General features: G+C 41.7%; 23 protein-coding genes, 1 pseudogene and 1 riboswitch. Of the genes and pseudogenes, 23 read left to right on the forward strand and 1 reads right to left on the reverse strand.

Features of this window, described 5'->3' with window-relative positions; translation table 11 throughout:
* The first annotated feature begins 73 nt into the window (after positions 1-73).
* Together NSS81_RS15200 and fliD are read left to right on the forward strand one after the other, a co-directional pair.
* Complete coding sequence (locus NSS81_RS15200) at positions 74-4,771, forward strand: fibronectin type III domain-containing protein (protein ID WP_342429526.1); 4,698 nt, start codon at positions 74-76, stop codon at positions 4,769-4,771.
* Positions 4,772-5,003: 232 nt separating this feature from the next.
* Positions 5,004-6,569 (forward strand): flagellar filament capping protein FliD, encoded by a 1,566-nt coding sequence (fliD, locus tag NSS81_RS15205; protein ID WP_342429527.1) that lies wholly within the window; start codon positions 5,004-5,006, stop codon positions 6,567-6,569.
* A gap of 19 nt (positions 6,570-6,588) precedes the next feature.
* Here fliD and NSS81_RS15210 read toward each other — a convergent pair whose 3' ends face one another.
* Positions 6,589-7,266: a glucosaminidase domain-containing protein gene (locus NSS81_RS15210; RefSeq protein ID WP_342429528.1), complete on the reverse strand. Its 678-nt coding sequence runs from the start codon at positions 7,264-7,266 to the stop codon at positions 6,589-6,591.
* Positions 7,267-7,386: 120 nt separating this feature from the next.
* Between NSS81_RS15210 and NSS81_RS15215 the strand changes: the two genes are divergently transcribed.
* The 21 genes and pseudogenes from NSS81_RS15215 (at position 7,387) to flhB (ending at position 22,441) form a co-directional block, all read left to right on the forward strand.
* Positions 7,387-8,454, forward strand: a complete 1,068-nt coding sequence (locus NSS81_RS15215; protein WP_342429529.1) for a flagellar hook-length control protein FliK — start codon at positions 7,387-7,389, stop codon at positions 8,452-8,454.
* Between the two features lie 14 nt (positions 8,455-8,468).
* A complete protein-coding gene (locus tag NSS81_RS15220) occupies positions 8,469-8,888 on the forward strand; it encodes a flagellar hook capping FlgD N-terminal domain-containing protein (RefSeq protein ID WP_342429530.1) in 420 nt (139 codons plus the stop codon).
* Between the two features lie 12 nt (positions 8,889-8,900).
* Positions 8,901-9,701 (forward strand): flagellar basal-body rod protein FlgF, encoded by an 801-nt coding sequence (gene flgF, locus NSS81_RS15225; protein ID WP_342429531.1) that lies wholly within the window; start codon positions 8,901-8,903, stop codon positions 9,699-9,701.
* A 181-nt stretch (positions 9,702-9,882) separates the two neighbouring features.
* Positions 9,883-9,969, forward strand: a riboswitch (cyclic di-GMP riboswitch).
* Positions 9,970-10,081: 112 nt separating this feature from the next.
* The gene (gene fliM, locus NSS81_RS15230) at positions 10,082-11,023 is read left to right on the forward strand and encodes a flagellar motor switch protein FliM (RefSeq protein WP_342429532.1); all 942 of its coding nucleotides are present in this window, start codon (positions 10,082-10,084) and stop codon (positions 11,021-11,023) included.
* Positions 11,024-11,153: 130 nt separating this feature from the next.
* Positions 11,154-11,390, forward strand: a pseudogene (gene fliN / locus NSS81_RS15235) (flagellar motor switch protein FliN); the annotation flags it as partial.
* 64 nt (positions 11,391-11,454) lie between these two features.
* Positions 11,455-11,814, forward strand: coding sequence for a hypothetical protein (locus tag NSS81_RS15240; RefSeq protein WP_342429533.1), 360 nt, complete (start codon positions 11,455-11,457; stop codon positions 11,812-11,814).
* Between the two features lie 14 nt (positions 11,815-11,828).
* Positions 11,829-12,200: a flagellar export chaperone FliS gene (gene fliS, locus NSS81_RS15245; protein ID WP_342429534.1), complete on the forward strand. Its 372-nt coding sequence runs from the start codon at positions 11,829-11,831 to the stop codon at positions 12,198-12,200.
* A gap of 55 nt (positions 12,201-12,255) precedes the next feature.
* A complete protein-coding gene (gene flgB, locus NSS81_RS15250; RefSeq protein ID WP_342429535.1) occupies positions 12,256-12,639 on the forward strand; it encodes a flagellar basal body rod protein FlgB in 384 nt (127 codons plus the stop codon).
* Between the two features lie 9 nt (positions 12,640-12,648).
* The gene (gene flgC / locus NSS81_RS15255) at positions 12,649-13,089 is read left to right on the forward strand and encodes a flagellar basal body rod protein FlgC (protein ID WP_342429536.1); all 441 of its coding nucleotides are present in this window, start codon (positions 12,649-12,651) and stop codon (positions 13,087-13,089) included.
* Between the two features lie 15 nt (positions 13,090-13,104).
* Positions 13,105-13,401, forward strand: coding sequence for a flagellar hook-basal body complex protein FliE (fliE, locus tag NSS81_RS15260; RefSeq protein WP_342429537.1), 297 nt, complete (start codon positions 13,105-13,107; stop codon positions 13,399-13,401).
* Between the two features lie 30 nt (positions 13,402-13,431).
* On the forward strand, positions 13,432-15,024 hold the full coding sequence (gene fliF, locus NSS81_RS15265) for a flagellar basal-body MS-ring/collar protein FliF (RefSeq protein ID WP_342429538.1): 1,593 nt from the start codon (positions 13,432-13,434) through the stop codon (positions 15,022-15,024).
* Between the two features lie 17 nt (positions 15,025-15,041).
* Positions 15,042-16,043, forward strand: coding sequence for a flagellar motor switch protein FliG (gene fliG / locus NSS81_RS15270; protein ID WP_342429539.1), 1,002 nt, complete (start codon positions 15,042-15,044; stop codon positions 16,041-16,043).
* Positions 16,033-16,776: a FliH/SctL family protein gene (locus NSS81_RS15275; protein ID WP_342429540.1), complete on the forward strand. Its 744-nt coding sequence runs from the start codon at positions 16,033-16,035 to the stop codon at positions 16,774-16,776. The genes fliG and NSS81_RS15275 overlap by 11 nt, the downstream gene beginning before the upstream one ends.
* Positions 16,769-18,094 carry a flagellar protein export ATPase FliI gene (gene fliI / locus NSS81_RS15280; protein WP_342429541.1) on the forward strand — a complete coding sequence of 442 codons (1,326 nt, stop codon included), beginning with the start codon at positions 16,769-16,771 and terminating at the stop codon, positions 18,092-18,094. The genes NSS81_RS15275 and fliI overlap by 8 nt, the downstream gene beginning before the upstream one ends.
* On the forward strand, positions 18,091-18,537 hold the full coding sequence (gene fliJ, locus NSS81_RS15285) for a flagellar export protein FliJ (RefSeq protein ID WP_342429542.1): 447 nt from the start codon (positions 18,091-18,093) through the stop codon (positions 18,535-18,537). Before fliI ends, fliJ begins: the two co-directional genes overlap by 4 nt.
* Positions 18,538-18,576: 39 nt before the next feature.
* On the forward strand, positions 18,577-18,924 hold the full coding sequence (fliN, locus tag NSS81_RS15290; RefSeq protein ID WP_342429543.1) for a flagellar motor switch protein FliN: 348 nt from the start codon (positions 18,577-18,579) through the stop codon (positions 18,922-18,924).
* A 14-nt stretch (positions 18,925-18,938) separates the two neighbouring features.
* Positions 18,939-19,544 (forward strand): flagellar biosynthetic protein FliO, encoded by a 606-nt coding sequence (locus tag NSS81_RS15295; protein WP_342429544.1) that lies wholly within the window; start codon positions 18,939-18,941, stop codon positions 19,542-19,544.
* Positions 19,545-19,630: 86 nt separating this feature from the next.
* A complete protein-coding gene (fliP, locus tag NSS81_RS15300; RefSeq protein ID WP_342434038.1) occupies positions 19,631-20,287 on the forward strand; it encodes a flagellar type III secretion system pore protein FliP in 657 nt (218 codons plus the stop codon).
* A gap of 11 nt (positions 20,288-20,298) precedes the next feature.
* Entirely contained in the window at positions 20,299-20,568 is a 270-nt protein-coding gene (fliQ, locus tag NSS81_RS15305; protein WP_342429545.1) for a flagellar biosynthesis protein FliQ, read from the forward strand.
* 3 nt (positions 20,569-20,571) lie between these two features.
* A complete protein-coding gene (fliR, locus tag NSS81_RS15310; protein WP_342429546.1) occupies positions 20,572-21,345 on the forward strand; it encodes a flagellar biosynthetic protein FliR in 774 nt (257 codons plus the stop codon).
* Positions 21,346-21,358: 13 nt separating this feature from the next.
* A complete protein-coding gene (gene flhB, locus NSS81_RS15315; RefSeq protein WP_342434039.1) occupies positions 21,359-22,441 on the forward strand; it encodes a flagellar biosynthesis protein FlhB in 1,083 nt (360 codons plus the stop codon).
* Positions 22,442-22,449 lie beyond the last annotated feature (8 nt).

A 22,449-nucleotide genomic window follows, 5' to 3' on the forward strand; every position in this document is an offset into this window, starting at 1 on the left:
TATTCATAAAAGAGATTTAAGGGAACTTAAATCTCTTTTTTAAAATCATTTTTAAAAAAAGGAGGGAGTTTTTTTGACGAAATTTAGAACACTCCCAATCATTGTAAGTTTCATGTTGATTGTTCAACTTTTCTTTCCTATTATCGGTGTGTTAGCCGCAGAGGTACAAGCACCTGCGAATTTAAAAATCTATGAACGTTATCCCGGCAGTGCTGTGATCGAATGGGATGCTGTGCCTTACAGCTCCGGATATAAAGTCTATAGAATGGACGGTGATACGAAAACGCTGACGTCACAACCAACTACTAACAAAGCGTTTATCACCTTAAAAGAGGGAACCTACTCATTCGCTGTATCGTCCATTGTAAATGGATCGGAATCACCCCTCTCACAACCAGTTTCTATTGAAATCATTTATCCAGAGATGCAAGCTCCTGGTAATATTCAATCAAAGATTGAAAGATTTTATGATGTAACATTGAGCTGGGACACGGCAAGCTATGTCCATTATTATAAAATCTATCAGGTAGTTGACGGGGTAAGGAAATTAGTCACTACAACCGAGAAAACAACTCATGCTTTTGCTACCTTACCTGAAGGGCATTATGTCTATGAGGTAACAGCCTATAATAGTATATTTGGTGAATCAGAACAAGCGTCTCGTGTTGAGCTTGATATCGTATATCCAGATATGGAGGCACCTGCCAATCTGACTTATACCATAGCGAACGGTAATGACGTGACCTTAAGCTGGTCTCGTTCTAATCACGCGAATAAATATAATATTTATAAGGTTGAAGATAACAAGAGAACCCTTGTTACTTCTTCCACGAATTTAAATGTGACACTTACGAATGTTCCAGAAGGAAAACATCTTTATGAAGTAACGTCCTTCAGCTATACATTTAAGGAATCAGTAAATGCTGCTGGTATTGAGGTAAATTTAGTTCATCCAGATGTAAAGGCACCTGGGAATTTAAATTTATCGATTACAAATGGAAATGATGGAGCCCTAAGCTGGAGTAAAGTAGATTATGCGACAAATTACAAGATTTATCAGATCATCGATGAATCAAGGGTATTACTTAAACAGACAACGTATCAGCAGCTGAGTTTACCCAATATGGAAGAAGGAAATTATATTTTCGAAGTAACAGCATATAGCGACCGTTTTGGTGAATCATTGGGAGCTAGGCTGAAGCAACAAGTGATTCATCCAGATATGCAAAAGCCTGAAGGTTTTACAGGCTCAGTTTTAAATGTAGATACTCTTTATTTAAAATGGACCAAAGCAGAATATGCAACAAGCTATAAGCTCTACCAGATAATAAATGGCGAGCGAAAATTTGTTTCAGACATTAACAATACCTATACAGCGATTAACAATTTACCAGAAGGTGACTATGTGTATGAAATCACCTCTTATAGTGATCGCTTTGGTGAATCAGCACAAGCATCACGTGTAGAAGCGACGATAGTATACCCTGAAATACAAGCACCAAACCTGCAAGTGTACGTTAATCAGGAAGCTAAGTCTATTGCTCTATGGTGGGATGAAGTAGACTATGCGACTTCCTACGATATCTATCAAGTAGTAGATGGAGAACGTACACTACTCCAACCTACACCGAATACCCGTATTGTGTTTAACACAATGCCATATGGTAAGTATAGTTATGAGGTAGTAGCACATAGTAAGTATGGTGATTCTCCATTCTCAAATCAAGTAACAGCCTCTGTAGAACCAATTTTAGAGGCACCAACAACTCCAAAGGCATCAGTAAAAGGTGACGATGTGGTTCTTAGCTGGGATCCGGTGAAGGATGCGGAATCTTATAATGTATATGAAGAGGTAGATGGGGAACGAGTTCTTGTCGGAAATACGAGTGACCCAGAATTAACTTTGGATGACCGGGAACCAGGTGAACATACGTATATTATCGTTCCAGTTTCTCCAACTGGAAAAGAATCTAGTGAATCGACTGAGATCGTTGTCGATGTGGCTGAATCTGATACGATAGCACCTGTAACCGAATCAAATGTATTGGTTCAGTGGTACCAGACAGAAGTAGCAGTCGAATTAACCGCAACAGATGATGCTAGTGGTGTTGCGAGCACATTCTATTCTGTAAATGGAGCTGAATTTGTCGAAGGTGCAAGCTTTGTTGTGAGTGAATCGGGAGTAAATACTGTCCAGTTCTACAGTGTTGATAATGCAGGAAATGTAGAAGCTGTGAAGACAGTAGAAGTAAAAGTGGACAAGGCTCCTCCAGTAACAACATCGAATGTAACTGATCAATGGGTAAAAGAATTCAATGTAGAATTATCAGCAACCGATGATTTTAGTGGTGTTGATAAAACCTACTACTCAGTAAACGGTTCTGAATATGTAAGAGGGACTAGCTTTGTTGTAAGTGAACCAGGAGTAAATCGAGTTTCCTTCTTCAGCGTCGACAAGGCAGGTAATAAAGAAGAAGAACAAACAATCGAAGTGAAGATTGATACGACTGCTCCGGAGACTGGTTCGAATGTTTCTAATCAATTGAACCAAGGAGAAGTAGCGGTTACATTGACAGCAACAGATGACCTTAGTGGAGTAGCAGCAACCTACTATTCTATAAACGGTGCTGAATTCGTTGAAGGTACTACATTAACAGTTACCGAAGCTGGTCTAAATGAAGTATCATTCTACAGCATGGACAACGCGGGTAATGTAGAAGAAGTGAAAACAGCTGAAGTGAAGGTTGATAATGTAGCTCCAGAAACGGTTTCAAATGTTGTGAACCAGTGGAATCAAGGAGAAGTAGCGGTTACATTGACAGCAACGGATGACCTTAGTGGAGTAGCAGCAACATACTATTCTATTAACGGCGCTGAATTCGTTGAAGGTACTACATTAACAGTTACCGAAGCTGGCGTAAATGAAGTATCATTCTACAGTGTGGACAACGCGGGTAATGTAGAAGAAGTGAAAACAGCTGAAGTGAAGGTTGATAATGTAGCTCCAGAAACGGTTTCAGATGTTGTGGAACAGTGGAACCAAGGAGAAGTAGCGGTTACATTGACAGCAACGGATGACCTTAGTGGAGTAGCAGCAACATACTATTCTATTAACGGCGCTGAATTCGTTGAAGGTACTACATTAACAGTTACCGAAGCTGGCGTAAATGAAGTATCATTCTACAGTGTGGACAACGCGGGTAATGTAGAAGAAGTGAAAACAGCTGAAGTGAAGGTTGATAATGTAGCTCCAGAAACGGTTTCAGATGTTGTGGAACAGTGGAACCAAGGAGAAGTAGCGGTTACATTGACAGCAACGGATGACCTTAGTGGAGTAGCAGCAACATACTATTCTATTAACGGCGCTGAATTCGTTGAAGGTACTACATTAACAGTTATCGAAGCTGGCGTAAATGAAGTATCATTCTACAGTGTGGACAACGCGGGTAATGTAGAAGAAGTGAAAACAGTTGAAGTGAAGATTGATACTGAAGCTCCAAAAACGGTTTCAGATGTTGTGAACCAGTGGAATCAAGGAGAAGTAGCGGTTACATTGACAGCAACGGATGACCTTAGTGGAGTAGCAACAACATACTATTCTATTAACGGCGCTGAATTCGTTGAAGGTACTACATTAACAGTTACCGAAGCTGGTCTAAATGAAGTATCATTCTACAGTGTGGACAACGCGGGTAATGTAGAAGAAGTGAAAACGGTAGAAGTGAAAATTGATACAATGGCTCCAAAGACTGCTTCGGATGTTTCCAATCAGCAGAATCAAGGGGAAGTAGTAGTTCAATTAACAGCAACGGATGACCATAGTGGAGTAGCAGCAACCTACTATTCTATTAACGGCGCTGAATTCGTGGAAGGAACCACGGTAACGGTTACTGAAGCTGGCGTAAATGAAGTATCATTCTACAGCGCTGACAACGCAGGCAATGTAGAAGATGTGAAAACGATTGAAGTTATAACAGATATAAATGCTCCTGAAACTGGATCAAATGTTTCTGACCAGTGGAACCAAGGAGAAGTAGCCGTTGAATTAACAGCAAGAGATGCTGGTAGCGGTGTAGCAGCAACGTATTATTCTGTAAATGGTTCTGAATTCGTCGCAGGCACAGCGTTTACTGTTACTGAAGAAGGCATAAATGAAGTGTCATTCTACAGCGTGGACAACGCGGGTAATGTGGAAGAAGTAAAAACAATCGAAGTGAAGATCGACAAAACAGCTCCAACCGTGTCCATTCCATTAGACAGTGAAATCAGTCTGGGCTCATTCATCCAATTGGATTACCTTGCAGAGGATAACCTTTCAGGTATCACTGTTGAAAAAATGACGCTTAACGGCGAGACGTATAAAAAAGGCGACAAGGTATTCCTTTATAAACCAGGTGTGAACAAGCTAGTCGTGACGGTAACGGATGCGGCCGGTTGGTCCACTCAAGTAGAAAAGGAATTCGAAATTTACATTTCGCTCGAGCTTGAGGTTTTACCGAAAGTGATTAAAGGAAACAAAGGAGTCTTTACGGTGAAGGCTGATTTACCGTTCAACTATTTTGGTTTCTCCTATGATGTTTCAACTGTTACATTAAATGGAGTAGCAGCTGATCCAAAAAATAAGGGTTTAGAAAAGCAAGCCGAAAAAGGTCATTTTAAATTCGAACGGGAAGATTTTGATTGGGAAAAAGGCGAAGTTACCCTTGAATTACGTGGTCATTTAGATAACGGATATTTAGTTATTGCCAAAAAAACGGTCCAAGTAAAATAAGCATGGTGGCCCTAGGATTCCTAGGGCCTTTTTTTTGCCCTGAGATTCTTGAAAATAGTTAGGTAGAAAGAATACTCCTCATAAACTTAAGAAACACTCAAAATACCCTCTATCATTGCAAAAATCACCATTATTTCACGAAATCCGACATTTTTTTTAAAATCCACCCTCTACTCTTTCGAAAAGACTGCCGATACTACTACAGAGAATATCTAAAATGGAGTGATGAGCAGTGAATTATTCCTCAATCACCAGGCTAACAGGGTTTGCATCTGGAATGGATACAGATTCGATTGTTAAAAAGTTGATGAATGCGGAGAGTATCTCACTTAACAAATTGAAGCAGAATCAACAAAAACAAACGTGGCAAAGTGATGCATATCGGCAATGGAACACAGATTTGTTGGCGTTTCGAACAAATACGGTTTTTAATATGAGTCTATCAAAGTCCTATAATACCTTTGATGTCACCTCAAGCCAGGAAAATGCAGTCTCAGCCACCGCTTCAGGTAGCTCTCTAGCGGGGAGTTATTCGGTAGCAGTCAAGCAATTGGCTAGTTCTGCTACGTATACGGGCGATAAAGTGAGCTTAGATTCAACCAAATCACTAGGGAATTCCGTTCAAGGTACAGGTCAACTAGCAGCAGATACCTCCGTTACAATCAAGGTCAACAATGACCCGAAAAATCCAGTAGCCCAGTTATCTGCTACCATCGACATTAAAACGACAGATTCGATTAACGATGTAGTGGCGAAAATAAACGACGCCAAGGATAGTTCAGGGAAAAGCTTGGGGTTGCAAGCCTTCTATGATCAAACCTTACAGCAATTTACGCTAAAAACGAAGGAAACGGGTGCGGTTACTAAAATAGACCTAAGTGCGAATACGAGTGCGGAAAGTCAGGCGTTTTTACGTAATACCCTAGGTGTTGACACGGCAAATTTAGTGGCTACAGGCAGAAATGCCACGATCATTTTTAATGGCAATGAAATTACCAGCTTGGCCTCTAATGATGCAACGATAATGGGCATTAACTTTTCCTTTAAAAGCCCAACTGTTGATGCGAGTGGAAATATAACGGAAAGTACTGTGGCCGTCTCTCAAAACACGGACGGTGTGATAAAGAATATCAAGGAATTTATAGATCAATATAATAGTATCCTCGACAAGATCAATAAAGCTGTCTCTGATCCTGTCTATCGGGATTACCAACCAATATTAGAGGAACAACGCAGTGAGATGTCAGAGAAACAAATTGAAATGTGGGAGGGTAAAGCAAAAAGTGGTCTTCTTCGTAGTGACAGTATTCTTACAGGGGTAGCAAATAAAATGCGAAATGCTGTCACCTCGATCATCGACACTGGCAGTTCTTATCATTCATTTGCTTCAATCGGAATTTCATCGAAAAGCTTTCAGGACAAGGGAAAACTTTATGTGGATGAAACCAAATTACGAGAGGCGATTCAAACCGATCCTGATGCAGTTGAAAAACTGTTCTCCCAACTAGGCGATTCTGAAAAAGGGACAAATGGTGTGATTAATAGGATTTCCGATGCCTTACAGGAAGCGATTAAGATGGTAACCAATAAAGCTGGGAGTACGGGAAATAGCCAGTATGATCAAAGCGTTATTGGAAAGCTATTATCGAATACACAAACGGATATTTCGCGACAGGTAGAGAAGTTGTCACGAAAAGAAAGCCACTACTATCGTCAATTCGCGGCGATGGAACAAGCGATGTCGCGCCTAAATTCACAAAGCTCGTGGTTATACCAGCAAACAAACGGAGGAATGTAAACAAAGAGGACCTCTCGCCCTAAGCGATATCGGTCCCCTTTGCTAACGTATCAAAGTTACTCTGAACTCCTGTTACCCAGTGGTTATTTAATTGGTTAGGGTCGTTGGTAGCGCCGATGGGAGCATATTTGGCTCCGATTTGAGAGATGGTCAATTTTCCTTTATCTAAATAATTTTCTCTTAGGTTACGGGCCATATCGAAGATACTTTCTTCAATGGAGGCGTAGGTTTTTAAACCGTTTTTGCCCATCATCCCTGCGACATTATATTTAAAGCGCGCAGCATTCGATGTTCCATTACCAGTTTCGTGCATTGAGATGGACGCTAGAAAAGCAGGATTGATTTGATACTTTTCCCCGGCGGCTACGAAAAGATGACCGGTATTTTCTAAAACGCCTTTAAGTTGGTTATTTAGAACGGCTCCACTCGTTGTTTCAGAAGTAAGGGTTGGCAAGCTTCTTTTTAATGAAGAGTCAACACCGACAGCGGGAGACAAGTTCAAATTAGCAAACAACAGAGATGAAACCTCGGTACCATTTTGATTCATTTGCGCTTGCAGTAGGGCTTGTTCTAGTAAGATCCCAAAGGAAGTGCTAGAAAGGCCTGATAGATTTGTACGATCACTTTGTCCGATACGTGAAGTGTCCATGATGGTTTTATAAAGCAACCAATTCGTAGACAAAGGTCCAACATTCATAGGTGTCGCTCCTTAATATGTTTTTTTCTTATTTTATCTCTTTTTTTACTCTATGTAACTAGTTTTAGAAAAAATATACTAATTTGTTATTTATTAGTAAAAAATGGTAGGTGGTGGAACATGCTCCAATTTCCAGGTGTAGATAATAAAGTCATCAATCGTTCAAGTAACATAACGGAGCTAGATGTAGAAAAGACGAATCTCTTTGATACGATGTTCCAGCTTATCGGTCAACAACAACAACAGGAAAAAGATACGGAGCTATTACAGGGTAGTAACCAATGGGGTCTACTAGCGTCACTACAGCAGAATGGAATAACGGGTCCTTTGATCCTCCCAGTACCAGATGGGGGAGAAAAAATGAACACTTTTACACAGGAGGTAAGACTTCCGCAAGCTGAGCCAAACCGAGCGAATCAAACTTTAGTCAACAACTTGCTTGATTCTAACGGAGGAATCCCAGCGCCTGCTAGTCAAACCGAAGAAATGACAGCAGATGTCGAAGCCCTACTTCAGGTAAAAGATTCGTCAGTATTACAAGAAAAGCTTGGTGAACAAGAAATCAGAGTGAGCCCTTACCAAACAAATGATGGGGATTCCAATCAAAATGAACAGCCAAATGGTAGCCAAACTGGTAATAATACTAACGCTGAAGCTGTCACGATCGTGAATTCAACGGCCGTGCCCACATTTACTTCCGATGTAGAGGCAATGCAAAACCCACCTCAACCAGTTAGGGCGGCACAGTTTAATCAGGATGTTACGTTATTTATACAATCTACGATAAATGGGCTGGGAGTTAAAGATGGTATAGAGGCAGCTTTTACCCTGACACCTGAGCATTTAGGAAAGGTTGAGGTGAAGGTGACGATTCAGGATGGACAGGTAACGGCCGAATTTCTGACCAATACCCCGATTGCGAAGGATTTACTGGAAACACATGTCCAGACGTTACGCTCGGCTTTGGAAACACAGGGGTTGCAGGTCACAAAGATTGATATTGCTCAGCAAAGCACGTTAAACTCCAACTTCATGGGAACCTTTTCGCAAAAGGGCGAGTCGAATCAAAGGCAAGCACAACAGGAATCGCGCAAACGTAGCAATCAACAACTGATACAGATCGAATATGGCTATCAAGAGTATGAAAATGAAACCGGATGGGTTTCACAAATCAATACAACAGCTTAAGGGAGACTGGGAACATGACAGCGATTCAATCAATTAATACCTATGCCACTACTTTGCAAAGTACACAGCCCAAGGGACAGGAGCTAGGAAAAGAGGCGTTTTTAAAAATACTCGTCACACAGCTACAAAATCAAGACCCCACTCAACCCCAGAAGGATGGAGAACTTGTGGCTCAAATGGCACAATTGAGTGTGTTGGAACAACTTTCTAACTTAAACAGCTCATTAACATCCTACCTGGAATCAAGCAATAATTTAAGTCAATATTCCTATGTGCTCGGAAACGAAGTCACCTGGACAAATCCAGATACCAATGTTCATGAGAGTGGATTGGTAACGGGAATTAATTACAAGGACAATCAGGTTTATTTTAAAATAGGCGATCAAGAAGTTTTATCAAGTGCCATTCATTCGATGGAAATCGTCAACAAATAGGAGGAGACAAACATGCTACGTTCATTAAATTCAGGAGTATCTGGTCTGCGTGGTTTTCAGACAAAGCTAGACGTAATTGGTAATAATATCGCCAACGTTAACACTGTAGGATTTAAAAAGGGTAGGGTCGTATTTGAAGATATTTTCAGTCAGACGGTTAAGGCGGCGACTGGTCCGACAGGGAACTCTGGTGGAACGAACTCGATTCAAGTGGGATTAGGAACAAGGGTTGGAAGCATTGATACGCTCCACACACCTGGGAGCCCAACGACTACTAATATAGGCACGGATCTTTATATTGATGGGGACGGTTTCTTTGTTGTTCAGAATCCTGCTGGGAAACAATTTTTAACCAGAGCAGGGAATTTCCGAGTAGATAGCAGTAATCAATTGGTGAATCAAAACGGTATGTTTGTTTTGGATAGTACGGGGACACCGATTACCATTTCGGATCAATTTATCTCCTTTGCAATTGATGCAAATGGGTCGATCATTGGGGTGAATCCTGATGGAACAACGGTTGACACTGGTACGAGGATTGGAACGGTAGCGGTTGATAATCCAAGTGGCTTGAATAAAGCCGGAGGATCCTTATATTCGTTAACACCGAATGCGGACTCACGGCTGATGACAACCTTGTTGACAAATGGAAGCAGTACGCAAATTATCTCTGGAACGCTTGAAATGTCCAATGTAGATTTATCGGAAGAATTAACAGAAATGATTACTGCCCAGCGTGGATTCCAAGCAAATGCAAAAATCATCACTGTCTCAGATTCTATATTAGAAGAATTAGTCAATCTAAAACGATAAAGTAACGGAGGATATCTAACCAGATATCCTCTTTTTTTACAGATTTATTAATGCTTTATGTTTTTTTTGTAAATTTCACATTATTTTCGATTTTATTCGCCAATTTATGGGGGTATTCTACAAAATAAATTGAAAATGTTTTTCTATAGTGTTATGATTCTTCTAGAATATTTTATTAAAAAAGTGAAAAAGGCAAACCTGAGGAAACTCAGCGACGCAAAGCTACAGGGGCTTAACTGTGAAAACAGAATGCCAGCCAGTTACCGAAATAGATTGTCCTAAACACATATTGCTGTTTATTTAAGGGACGAGCCTATTCTTCGGAGTAGTCTCGTCTTTTTTTGTTGGATTTTTTTAATTGAAATAAGAGGTGTGAATGAATGGACAACGGTGGTTCAAATTCTCAAACTTTTAGCGATCCTTCTACAATGCTGAAAGTCTATGATTTTAAAAAAGCTTTGCGGTTATCGATGGAACAGGTTCGGGTGCTGACGAGAATCCATGAAAACTTTGCCTATCAGCTTGCATCCTATATTTCATCGGAATTACGTTCTTTTGTCCAAGTTGAGACATCGTCTGTTGAACAGATGCTGTACGAGGAATTCGTGAACCAATTACCAGCTACGACGATTTTAAGTGTTTTTGAATCAGGTGAACAAGGAATCCGGATGGCAATGGATCTTAATCCAGAAATGGCCTTTGTGATGATTGACCGTCTATTAGGTGGCAACGGGACGGTAGGGGATTGGGGTCGATCGGCCTTAACACCTATCGAAACCAATGTTTTAAAGCGTCTATTGGAGGGGGTTGCACAAATCCTTCAGAAAGCCTGGAGTGATATTATGGTGCTGCCGCTTCGCTATTTGAACATGGAAACGAATCCTCAATTTTTACAAATAGGAATTCCCACAGAAACCGTCATCGTCATTAACTTCCAGATCACGATTGGTAAAGTGGAAAAATCTATGCATCTTTGTATCCCTTATATTTTGTTAGAGCCGTTTATTCCGAAGTTATCCTCCCATAAATGGTATGGTCATGGAAATTGGGTGAAAAACAAGGAAGAAAGTGAAATTTTGCAAGAACGGATTGAACATTTAATTGTACCCGTCATCACTGAATTAGGACGAGCGACAATTACGATGGAGGATATCCTCGGCTTAAATGTCAATGACGTCATTCAATTAAACCAGTTGGTTGATGAGCCGCTTCAAGTGAGGGTCAATGAAGAAACGAAATTCTTGGCACATCCGGGCACAAAGAAATCAAGAGTTGCAGTCAAGATTGAGCAATTAATAGAAGGAGAAGGCAAAAATGAATGAACAGGGGAAACTCTCGCCAGAGGAAATTGATGCACTGTTAGGAGATTATGACCAGAGTGATAGGAATGTCCCATTTCAGTTTACAGAACTGGAGTCGGATGATGTGGGAGCTAGTGACAATGGAAAAATGAATATGGAACTTTTATTAGATATTCCATTAGAAATTGTCGTGGAGCTTGGAAGAACAAAGAAGAAAATTAGTGAAGTCTTAGAACTAACCAGTGGGTCAATCGTTGAATTAGACAAGATGGCTGGTGAACCAGTAGATGTGTATGTGAACAATAAGCTGATCGCCAAGGGGGAAGTGGTCGTAATTGAAGAGCACTTCGGCGTAAGAATAAAGGAAATTTGCCAATCTTTACTATAATGTGAATCCGAGCATGGAAGAATCATTGCCTGATATAGGCAAGAGTAAAAGAGGGTGGAAGAGGATGCTAGCGGAAAAAGAGGCACAGCTTCAGCAATTTACTGAGATTTCGAAGGCAATGTTGGGTGTCTTAGACAAAGGGGACGGGGATCAGATACCAGGTCTTCTTGAGAAGCGGCAAGGTTGTATTTTGACAATTAATAAGCTTGATGAAGAAGCGGGAAAAATCCTTATGAATGAACAAATTCAGGAGCTATTGAAGTCGCTTGCCCCACTTGAAGCAGAAATCCTTAAACAGTTACAGGAAATGATGAACAAGCTGTCTGACCGTATGCGGTATGAACAAAATGCAGAATACCTAAAAAGCCAATACGAAGAACGGGAGACAGTTTCTAAGGGTGTTTTTTATGACAGTCAGAAGTAAAGGAGTCGACACAGTTGATTAATCCAAATGAGATCTACCAAAGAAATCAGGTGCTAACAGCGAGTTCGGAAGAGTTGACCTTATTGCTCTATAATGGCGCCATCAAGTTTGTGAACCAGGCGAAGCTGGCGATTGAAAAAAAGGATCCAGCGAAGGCACATTCATTCATTATGAGAACACAGGAAATTCTTACAGAGCTGATGTTGACATTAAATAGAGACTACGAACTATCGAACTCGCTTTTTTCTCTTTATGATTATTTGAAACAAAGAATGGTCGAAGCGAATATGACAAAGGATATTGAAATCCTGAAAGAAGTAGAAGGCATGATTCAGGAATTAAAGGCAACCTGGGTTCAAGCTATGAAATCAGTTAAAACACTTTAATTCTATAGTAGATTAGTAGCATGATTTAGGAAGTCTCTTAGAAGGAGTGAAAGATATGAACCAAATGATGGGAGTTATGTCAAAAGCATTGGATGCCTCCTCTTTACGTCAAAAGTCCATTTCCAACAATATCGCCAATGTGAACACACCCAATTATAAACCGACGAAGGTATCCTTTGAAGAACAATTACGGCAAGAAATTCAGAGCCAATTTATTGGCAAGCAGACGAATGAAAAGCATATCACAATTGGAGCAACCTCAGGTCTTCCGTCTGCTAAATTGGTACAGAATCAAATGATTTTTAATAACAGTGGCAATGGCGTCGATTTGGATTATGAGATGACGCAGCTAAGCCAAAATACGATCTGGTACCAATCGTTAACCTACGGTTTGAATGAAGAATTTAATTTAGTTAAAACAGCGATTAGAGGAAGGTGATAAATAACGATGTCGATTTTTCAATCATTATCAATTAGTGGCTCGGCTTTAACTGCCAATCGTCTAAAGTTAGATGTCGTTTCCTCGAACATTGCCAATGCCAACACGACCAGAGGGCAATTTGTCAATGGAGAGTGGCAGCCATATCGCAGGAAGATGGTTGAAGTAACGCCAAGTGAAACACCGTCGTTTGGTAGTTACCTAGAAAAGGAACTTTCGCTAACAGGAGTCCGTGTTAATAAAATCGTCGAAGATAAAACCGCGTTTCAAGCCGTTTATGATCCGTCACACCCTGATAGCAATGAGCAAGGCTATGTAATGATGCCCAATGTAGATGTGACAAAGGAAATGGTGGATTTAATGTCGACCTCACGGGCATATGAAGCAAATATTACCGCCTTTAATGCAGGAAAAGCAATGCTCGTAAAGGCGCTTGAAATTGGAAGATAAGGGTGGGAATGGTTGATGAACATATCGAGTATTCAAGGTGTTCCAAGTAGTTTTTTACCAACGAATAAACCTCAGGTTACAAGTGATGCTGGGGCATCGTTTGGTAATCTATTAAATCAGTATATCCAAGATGCCAATGGCGCGGTGAAAGAGTTTGAAACAAAGTCGGTTGCACTGGCAAAAGGGGAAGCGATTAACCTGCATGATGTAACCATTGCAGCACAAAAGGCGAGTATAGCCGTACAGTTAACAACGCAAGTACGAGACAAAGCGGTTGAAGCTTATCAAGAAATGATGAGAATGCAAATCTAATAACTATCTATATGAAATAGTGGAGTGAGTATGATTCAACAATTACGGGACTTTAAAGAAAAATACATTGAATTTTGGAATTCGGTCAGTAAAAAACGAAAGTTTCTCTTTATTGGTATTTTCATTGCAATCATAGTGGCTTTGTCTCTCTCACTTTATTTTCTTTCTAGATCTACGTATGTTCCGCTCTTCACAAATGAAATGAGTCAAAAGGAAATTGGCGATATCAAAGCGGAGTTAGATCAAGAAGGCTATACCGAATATAAATTAGACCAAAATGGGACAAAAATCCTCGTTCCACAGGAGGATGTCGACAACTTATTAGTCTCATTGGCTTCGAAAGGTCTTCCACAAACGGGTACGATTAGTTTCTTTGATATGACAAAGGATTTGCAGTTTGGAGCTACGGATCGTCAGTTGGATGCGATGGAAAAAGAGGCGCTTCAAGGGGAAGTGGCCGATCTTTTACGGCATGTAGAAGGCGTTAAAAATGCTGCCGTTGTGATTTCAACTCCGGAAGAGAACTTGTTTGTCCGTCAGGATGAAAAAGACCAAGCTTCAGCCTCCGTCGTCATTGAACTGGAGCCGGGATATGAAGTAGAACCGAAGGAAATTGAGGTTTTGTACCATTTAGTTTCCAAAAGTGTTCCCAACCTTCCGAAAGAAAATATTGTCATGACGGACCAAGGTGGGCAAGGACTAGACCATCCGAACCAAGTGACAGGGGCAATGGACAGCTTTGAGCAGCAGCGTCAGATTCAGGAAGAGATTGAAACGGATATTCAAAAAGATCTTCAAAAAATGCTGGGAACGATTATGGGCCATAACAAGGTTCTCGTTCAAGCCTTTGTGCGCCTAAATTTCGATCAAGTGAAAACGCGTGAGGATTTGGTCGAGCCTGTAGATGAAGAGACTGGGAATGGGATTGCTGTTAGTGTCGAGGAAATTTCAAAGGAATACAGCGGCACGGATACGGCAGCAGGTATCGATGGAACAGGAGAAACTGATATCCCAGAATACCCCTCAAATGGCTCATCACAAGAAAGTACCTCAACTGAAATAGAAAACCGTGTCAACTATGAAGTAAATCGAATCACCAATGAAATTGTCCAAAGTCCATATAAAATCGAGGATTTGACAATCAATGTTGGTGTGGAGCCGCCGAATCCGGACAATCCTGCCTCGTTAACAGCGGAAACGAAGGGGAATATTCAACAAATTCTTTCTAATGTGGTGCGAACTGCACTAAGTTCGAATCCTACGTTAACCAATGAAGATATCACCTCACGGATTACGGTGTTCTCTCAAGAATTTAGCGGAAAAGTGGAAATGCCAACACTTGAGGAAGAAACAAGTAGTATTCCCCCTGTTTGGTGGAAATACGCCCTTATCGGTGCAGGTGGGTTGCTTCTACTCGTAGCGATTGTGGCTCTTGTGCGTCGAAGAAGGTCGAAGGAGGAAGAGGATGAAGATCCATTTCCGATTTTCAGTGAGAACAAGGCTGAGCCTATCGAGTTGAAGGAAGATGAAAAAGTGGCGATTAAAAAGCAAGTGGAACAAATGGCGGTACAGCAACCAGAGGAATTCGTCGGACTCTTGCGAAATTGGCTTTCAAGGGAATAGGTAAAGGGAGCGATTAGATGGAAACCTATACAAATACACAGAAGGCAGCGATACTCCTTCTTTCCGTTGGCCCGGACGTTTCTGCAGGGATTATGAAACATTTAGAAGAAAAAGAGATTGAGAGCATCACCAACGAAATTACCAATTTACGGAGGGTAACCTCGGATGAAAAAGAGCAGGTGATGAGGGAATTTCACCAACTTGCAGTTGATTACAATATCGTTTCGTACGGGGGCATTGATACGGCAACAGAATTATTAAAACGAACCTTTGGTCCTGATAAGGCAGCAGGATTTCTTAAACGGATGGGCAATCGGACCAATAAGCGACCATTTCAGTTTATCCAGCAGGTGGAACAGTCGCAAATCTTTCATTTGCTACAATATGAGAATGCGCAAACCGTGGCACTCGTTCTGTCCTATTTAGAAGCAGAAAAGGCAGCTGAGACGTTATCTGCCTTTCCTTCAGAAAGACAAATTGAGATCGCGAAAAGGATTGCGATGATGGACACAGCATCGCCGGAAATTATCCATCAAGTGGAGCAGGTTTTACAAGAAAAGCTAACGATGACAAGCTCACAGAAACAGGAAGCACAAAAAGGGATTGACTCAATTGTTAGTATCTTAAGCAGTGTCGACCGCGGAACGGAGAAGAATATTCTTGAAACCTTGGAAGAACAGGATCCGGAATTAGCCAATGAAATTAAGCAACGGATGTTTGTGTTCGATGATATCGCCTATCTTGATAATCGTTCGATTCAGCGGATTTTAATGGATGTACAAAATCAGGATCTTTACCTGGCCCTTCGAATGACATCTCAAGGGGTAAAGGATGTTGTTTATCGGAACATCTCAAAACGGCGTGAAGAGGGTCTTGAAGAACAGTTAGCTGCCAATGAGCAAGTTCGGGTAAAGGATGTTGAGGATGCCCAAGGCAGAATTGTTACTGTCATCCGTAAATTAGAGGAAGACGGGGTTATCATCATTTCTCGAAATGGGGAAGAGAATCGTGTCATCTAGGTTGGTAAAGGCATTTAACGTCGTAGCGAAAAATGGTCAAAAGGTGGTCGGTTTACCGAAATTGGAACCAATGGTCGAGGAACTGTTGGCTGACCAAGTGGTTGATCAACAAAAGGAAGATATGCTCGTTGAGATAGAACAGTTCAAGGAACAAGCACAACAGGAAGTAACAGAATGGCTCAAACGGGAGAAGGAAAGCCTTCGTTTACAGCTTGAAGATGAAAAACGCCGCGGGTACGAAGAAGGCTATCAGCTTGGAGTCGAGGATGGTAGACAGCATGCCCTGGAACAGGTTCAATTTCAAGTGAAGAAGGCAGCCGACATCCTCGAGCTAGCGTATCAAGAAAAAGCAGCGATTATTCAAGAAGCAGATCCGTTTGTGATTGAAATGACGGTGGCGATTGCCAATAAGGTGTTACAGCAGGAATTGAAAACCGATCCTGACGCCATACTCCATATTATTAAACAAAGGCTAGCAGCAGTTTACGAGACGGCATCGATTTCAATTGGCGTCGCTCCTGAGGATTTCCATTTTGTGCAAAAGCAACGACAGCAGTTAGTTGCCATGGATAATGGACAGGTCGAGATAAAGGTGTTCCCAGACTATTCTATCCAGCAGGGTGGCTGTATCATTCGAACCTCCGCTGGTAGTGTGGATGCAAGAATTGATGTCCAGCTAACTGAAATCAAAAAAGTCCTGCTTGCTTATCAACAGGAGGATACACGTGAGTAAATGGAATATTAAATCCTATCTCGATTTGCTAGAAACAATCGATCCAATCAAAATGAATGGAAAAGTAACACAGGTAATCGGGTTAACGATTGAGTCACAAGGACCTGATGTAAAACTAGGGGATATCTGTCATATTTTCTCCCCACAACAACAGCAACCAATGAAAGCCGAAGTGGTTGGCTTTCGTAATCATAAAGTGTTATTGATGCCTTTAGGCGAGTTGAAAGCCATTGCTCCAGGTTGTGATGTCGTCTCAACCGGAAAGCCACTAACGGTGAAAGTAGGAATGGATCTGTTAGGGAAGGTGCTGGACGGTCTTGGCAATCCGTTGGATGGTAGTAAACTTCCAGACGGACTTCTAGAGACTGGAACAGACAATCTCCCTCCGAATCCATTAACCCGACCAAGAATAACAGAACCTTTAAGTGTCGGGGTTCGGACAATCGATGGATTGTTGACGGTTGGAAAAGGACAGCGGGTTGGCGTCTTTGCAGGTAGTGGAGTCGGAAAAAGTACGCTCCTCGGGATGATTGCCCGCAATACAGAAGCCGATATCAATGTGATTGGATTAATTGGCGAACGTGGACGTGAGGTCTTGGATTTCATTGAACGAGACTTAGGAGTAGAAGGGTTAAAGAAGTCGGTTGTGGTTGCTGCCACTTCCGATCAGCCTGCGCTCATCCGTATCAAGGGTGCGATGATTGCGACGGCAATTGCTGAATTTTTCCGTGATCAAGGAATGAACGTCAATTTAATGCTCGATTCGGTAACCAGGTATGCCATGGCGCAACGGGAAATCGGGTTGGCAATCGGGGAACCTCCAGCAACGAAAGGGTACACCCCATCCGTGTTTGCCCTATTGCCTCGCTTATTGGAGAGAGCGGGAACCAATGCAAATGGAAGTATAACTGCTTTCTATACGGTATTGGTTGATGGTGACGATATGAATGAGCCGATTGCCGATAGCGTTCGCGGAATTTTAGATGGTCATATCGTTCTCGATCGGAAGCTTGCCCAAAAAGGGGTATACCCAGCGATTGATGTGATGTCGAGCGTCAGCCGGGTGATGAGTGAGATTGTTACAAAAGAACATTTACAAGCCGCAGAAATCCTCAAGCAGCATAAAAGTGTCTATCAAAATGCGGAGGATTTAATTCAAATCGGCGCGTACAAACGTGGAAGTGACAGAGAAATCGACCGCGCCGTGGATGAGAAGGAATGGATTGACCAATTTGTGAAGCAAGGGACCCATGAAGCCCCTTCGATTGAATCAACTATTGATCAGCTAGTTACTAAATTTGTGGAGGGGATCTTATGACGTTTCATTTTCCATATTTGCATATTTTAAACCTTAAAGAAAAGGAAAAAGAGCAAGCCTATCTTGAGTTTGGGCGGACAATCAGGAAAAAAGAACTTATCCAAGCAGAACATAAAAGCTTCGAACAAAAACGGAATGAGTTTCTTACACAGGTGGAGTCAGCTAAAGGGAAGACCTCGATTGCCGATATACAACAACGAAACGAGTATCTAGTACACCTAACCAAGCAAATCACCAGCTTAGAAGAAAAGCTGAATGTGATTGATCAAGAAATTGCTAGGAAAAAATCAGTACTGCTAACCAAGCAAACAGATGAAAAAACCTGGAATCATTTGCGTGATAAGGCATTTGAGAAATATGTGGAAAAACAAAAGAAAGTTGAGCAGAATTTGATGGATGAAATGGCATCGATTCGTCATTATCATCAAAGTCTATCACTCTAGAACCTTTTGCTGGTTCACTTTCGAAAGGAGCGGACAAACGTGAAGGAACAAAAAGCCGGATCGTCTGGAGCTGTTCAATCGGTGCAATTTTCCCCACTTCCAGACCATGCACCCGTTGCTCCAGGAAAAAAACAAATACAGTCATTAACGGATGTGTCTCTTCAGGTTTCATTTGAACTGGGAAGAACGAAAAAAACAGTTCGCGAAATTCTTCAGCTGCAAATCGGCTCGGTGATTGGCTTAGATAAACTCGCTGGGGAATACGTAGATGTCCTAGTGAATAAGCGTTCCATTGCCGTCGGGGAAGTCGTGGTCATGGATGACAAATTCGCTATCCGGATTACCGATGTCATTTCCGAGCAGGAGAAAGAGAAAAAAATCAAGTGAGAGGGACAGTCTTTGTGCGTACATGGAAAAAATGGCTTGTCATACTAACGGTTTGTTTACTTGCTTCACTCGTACCGGTAACGGTTGGAGTGGCAAAGGAAGGAACGGTGTATGAACAATTCGAAAACAAGACACAGCAAGATCAGACAGAAACAAAGCAAAATCCCGAACAACCCACGAACGATTCGGTTGTTCCTTATGCGTTGAAATTTATTGGTTCGTTCCTATTAATCATAATCCTTCTATTTATTGTTCTAAAATATCTATCAAAGAAAACGAAGATGGTTGCGGGAGGGGGCCCATTCCATGCACTTGGTGGACATTCACTCGGAAATCAGCGCTCGATGCAAATGGTGATGATTGGCGAAACACTATATATTCTCGGTGTGGGGGATAATGTGAACCTGATTCGAATGATCCCTCCGGGCGATGAACAACGAAGACTACTCGAATCCATTGCTGAAAAACCAGTGGATACCGTGTCGAAGTGGGGAGCACAACTAAAGAAAACCTCACAGGAAAAGTGGGATGAACTTCTCATCAAACAGTTAAAAGAAGTGAAATCCAGCGATGGTCAAAATGAAAAGCAAGAGCCTCCATCAAAGGGGGGATTGAATTGAAAAAGCTACTCTTTCTCTTACCATTTTTCTTTTTTCTAGGACAAGCACCGGTTTTTGCCGATTTAAATACGGCGTTACTTCCAGGTATCCAGTTTGATAATTCGGGAGATGTTGAGGGAACTAGTTTATCAATTAAATTAATTCTTCTGCTGACAATTTTATCTGTGGCACCAAGTATTCTCTTATTAATGACCTCGTTTACGAGGATTGCTATTATTCTATCATTTGTCCGAACGGCGCTGGGAACTCAGCAAATGCCTCCAAACCAAGTAATCATGGGGCTTGCGATAATCCTTACCTTTTTTATAATGGGACCAACCTTCGAAGAAGTGAACGATCAGGCGCTCCAGCCCTTTCTCGATGGCAAGCTGAGTCAGGAAGATGCACTCGATCAAGCAGTTAGTCCGATGAAGGAATTTATGGCCAAACAAACCCGCGAGAACGACCTCAAGCTCTTTCTAGAGTACAGGGAAACGAAGGACATTCAATCGGTTCAAGATATTCCGCTTAGCGCTCTTGTTCCAGCATTTGCAATTAGTGAGTTAAAAACAGCTTTTCAAATGGGGTTTTTAATCTTTATCCCGTTTCTGATTATCGACATGATTGTCGCGAGCGTCCTGATGGCAATGGGAATGATGATGGTTCCGCCTTCACTTATTTCGCTGCCGTTTAAGATTCTACTGTTTATCTTGGTAGATGGCTGGCATTTAGTCGTGCAATCTTTGTTCGTAAGCTTTAAATAAGGAGTAGCATTATGACACCAGACAGCATTATGGGGCTTGCGCAAAGCTCGATTTACTTATTGATACTTGTTTTGGCCCCGATATTAGGTGTGGCCTTGGCGGTGGGATTGATCATTAGTATTTTCCAAGCGATCACACAAATTCAAGAACAAACATTGGCGTTTGCTCCGAAAATCATCGCCGTTTTCGTCAGTTTGCTCTTTTTTGGTCCGTGGATGCTCACACATCTGGTGGATTATACGCGGAATATCCTATCCAATCTTACACGCTTTATCGGGTAAGAAATGAATATTCTTAACGAAATACCCGTATTTTTACTCGTCTTTGTCCGCATTACTTGTTTCTTTGTCACCGCCCCGTTATGGATGGAAAAGCAAATTCCAGCACAGTTTAAATGGGGAAGCGCCTTTTTTATTTCCCTGCTGGTGATGGGGTTGATTGAGCCAGATCAAGTGATCGAAATGGATGGAACGTATATCCTCCTCGTCGTAAAAGAAACGGTTGTTGGCTTATGCCTAGGTTTTTTTACGATGATGCTACTCTATGCCGTGCAACTGGCAGGAAGCTTTATCGACCTCCAAAGTGGGTTTGCAATGTCCGCAATGTTTAATCCACAAACCGGAGTTCAAGAGCATTTAACAGGGAAGTTTTTCTATATTCTGGCGATGTTATTTTTTTTGTCGATAGACGGTCATCATCTCCTGATTAGAGGAGTATTGGCTAGCTATGAGTGGATCCCCATCAAATCTTGGCTACCCGAAGCGGCTACTGAAAATCTTGTCCAGTTAGCGCTAATGATTGTAACAAACATGTTCTGGATTGCCATTCTAATCGCATCTCCGATTGTCGGGACGATCTTTTTGGTTGATATTGCTTTAGGTATTTTAGCGAAGACGGTTCCGCAAATGAACCTGTTTGTTGTCGGGATTCCAGTTAAAATGGTTGTTCATTATATCGTGTTATTTCTATTCATGCCTGTCTTCTTAATCGTGATGGAAAAGCTTGTTCAAACAATGATTCACTCCTTTGAACAAATGTTGAAGATACTAGGGACGTAAAGGAATCGAAATGATGTATCTTACATTAGATTTACAATTATTTGCAGAAAAAACAGAGAAAGCGACTCCACAAAAAAAGAAAGAGGCCAGGAATAAAGGGCAGGTAGCTAAAAGCGCTGATTTATCGAATGCTGTGGTGCTGTTATGTTCGTTCTCTATCTTATCCTTTTTAGGGGACCAAATGGCGGATCGCTTATTGAATCTCTATCAGCATGGATTTACCGATTGGCTGGTGATTGAGCTAACCGAACAATCGACCACGCTATTATTTGTGACTCTGTTGAAAGACAGTATGCTTATCGCAGCACCGATTATCTTAGCGGCTTGGCTAGGGGGATTTATCTCAACCTTGGCGCAGGTGGGGTTTCTTTTTTCATCAGAAGCAATCAAGATGGATCTGAAAAAAATCAATCCCGTCGAAGGTGCGAAACGGATGTTTTCTGTCCGAACACTGGTTGAGTTCGTCAAATCAATTTTGAAACTAGGGATTATTTTGACAGTAACGGGAATGTTCCTCTGGCAGCAAAGAGAAGTTTTGCTTAAATTGCCGCAAATGGAACCACTAAAGTTGGTTTCCTATCTTGGTTCGCTTGTCGTCAAACTCGGCATCGCCATTTCTGCTGTTTACTTGGTCCTTGCGGTAGCTGACCTCTTTTATCAACGATATGATCATGCCAAGAATTTGCGGATGTCCAAGCAAGACATTAAGGACGAACATAAAAAGTCCGAAGGTGACCCATTAATTAAGCAAAAAATTAAGGAAAAACAACGACAAATATCGAGCGCCCGGATGATGCAGGAAATACCCAATGCCCAAGTGGTAGTAACCAATCCAACCCATTTTGCTGTAGCGATTGCCTATGAAGCTGGAAAAACGCATGTGCCGGTGGTCGTCGCCAAGGGTGCGGATTATGTCGCTCTGAAAATGAGAGAGGTGGCCAAGGAGCACCGAGTGGTGATTATGGAAAACAAACCGCTTGCAAGGACCCTTTATGCGAGTGTCGAAATTGGTCAGGAAATACCAGAAGAACTGTTTAAAGCGGTAGCGGAAGTGCTGGCGTATGTTTATAAAGTGAAAGGTTCATTAAGCAAGTAGAGGGGGGA

It is taken from the genome of Neobacillus sp. FSL H8-0543, from assembly GCF_038592905.1.
Classification (GTDB): domain Bacteria; phylum Bacillota; class Bacilli; order Bacillales; family Cytobacillaceae; genus Neobacillus.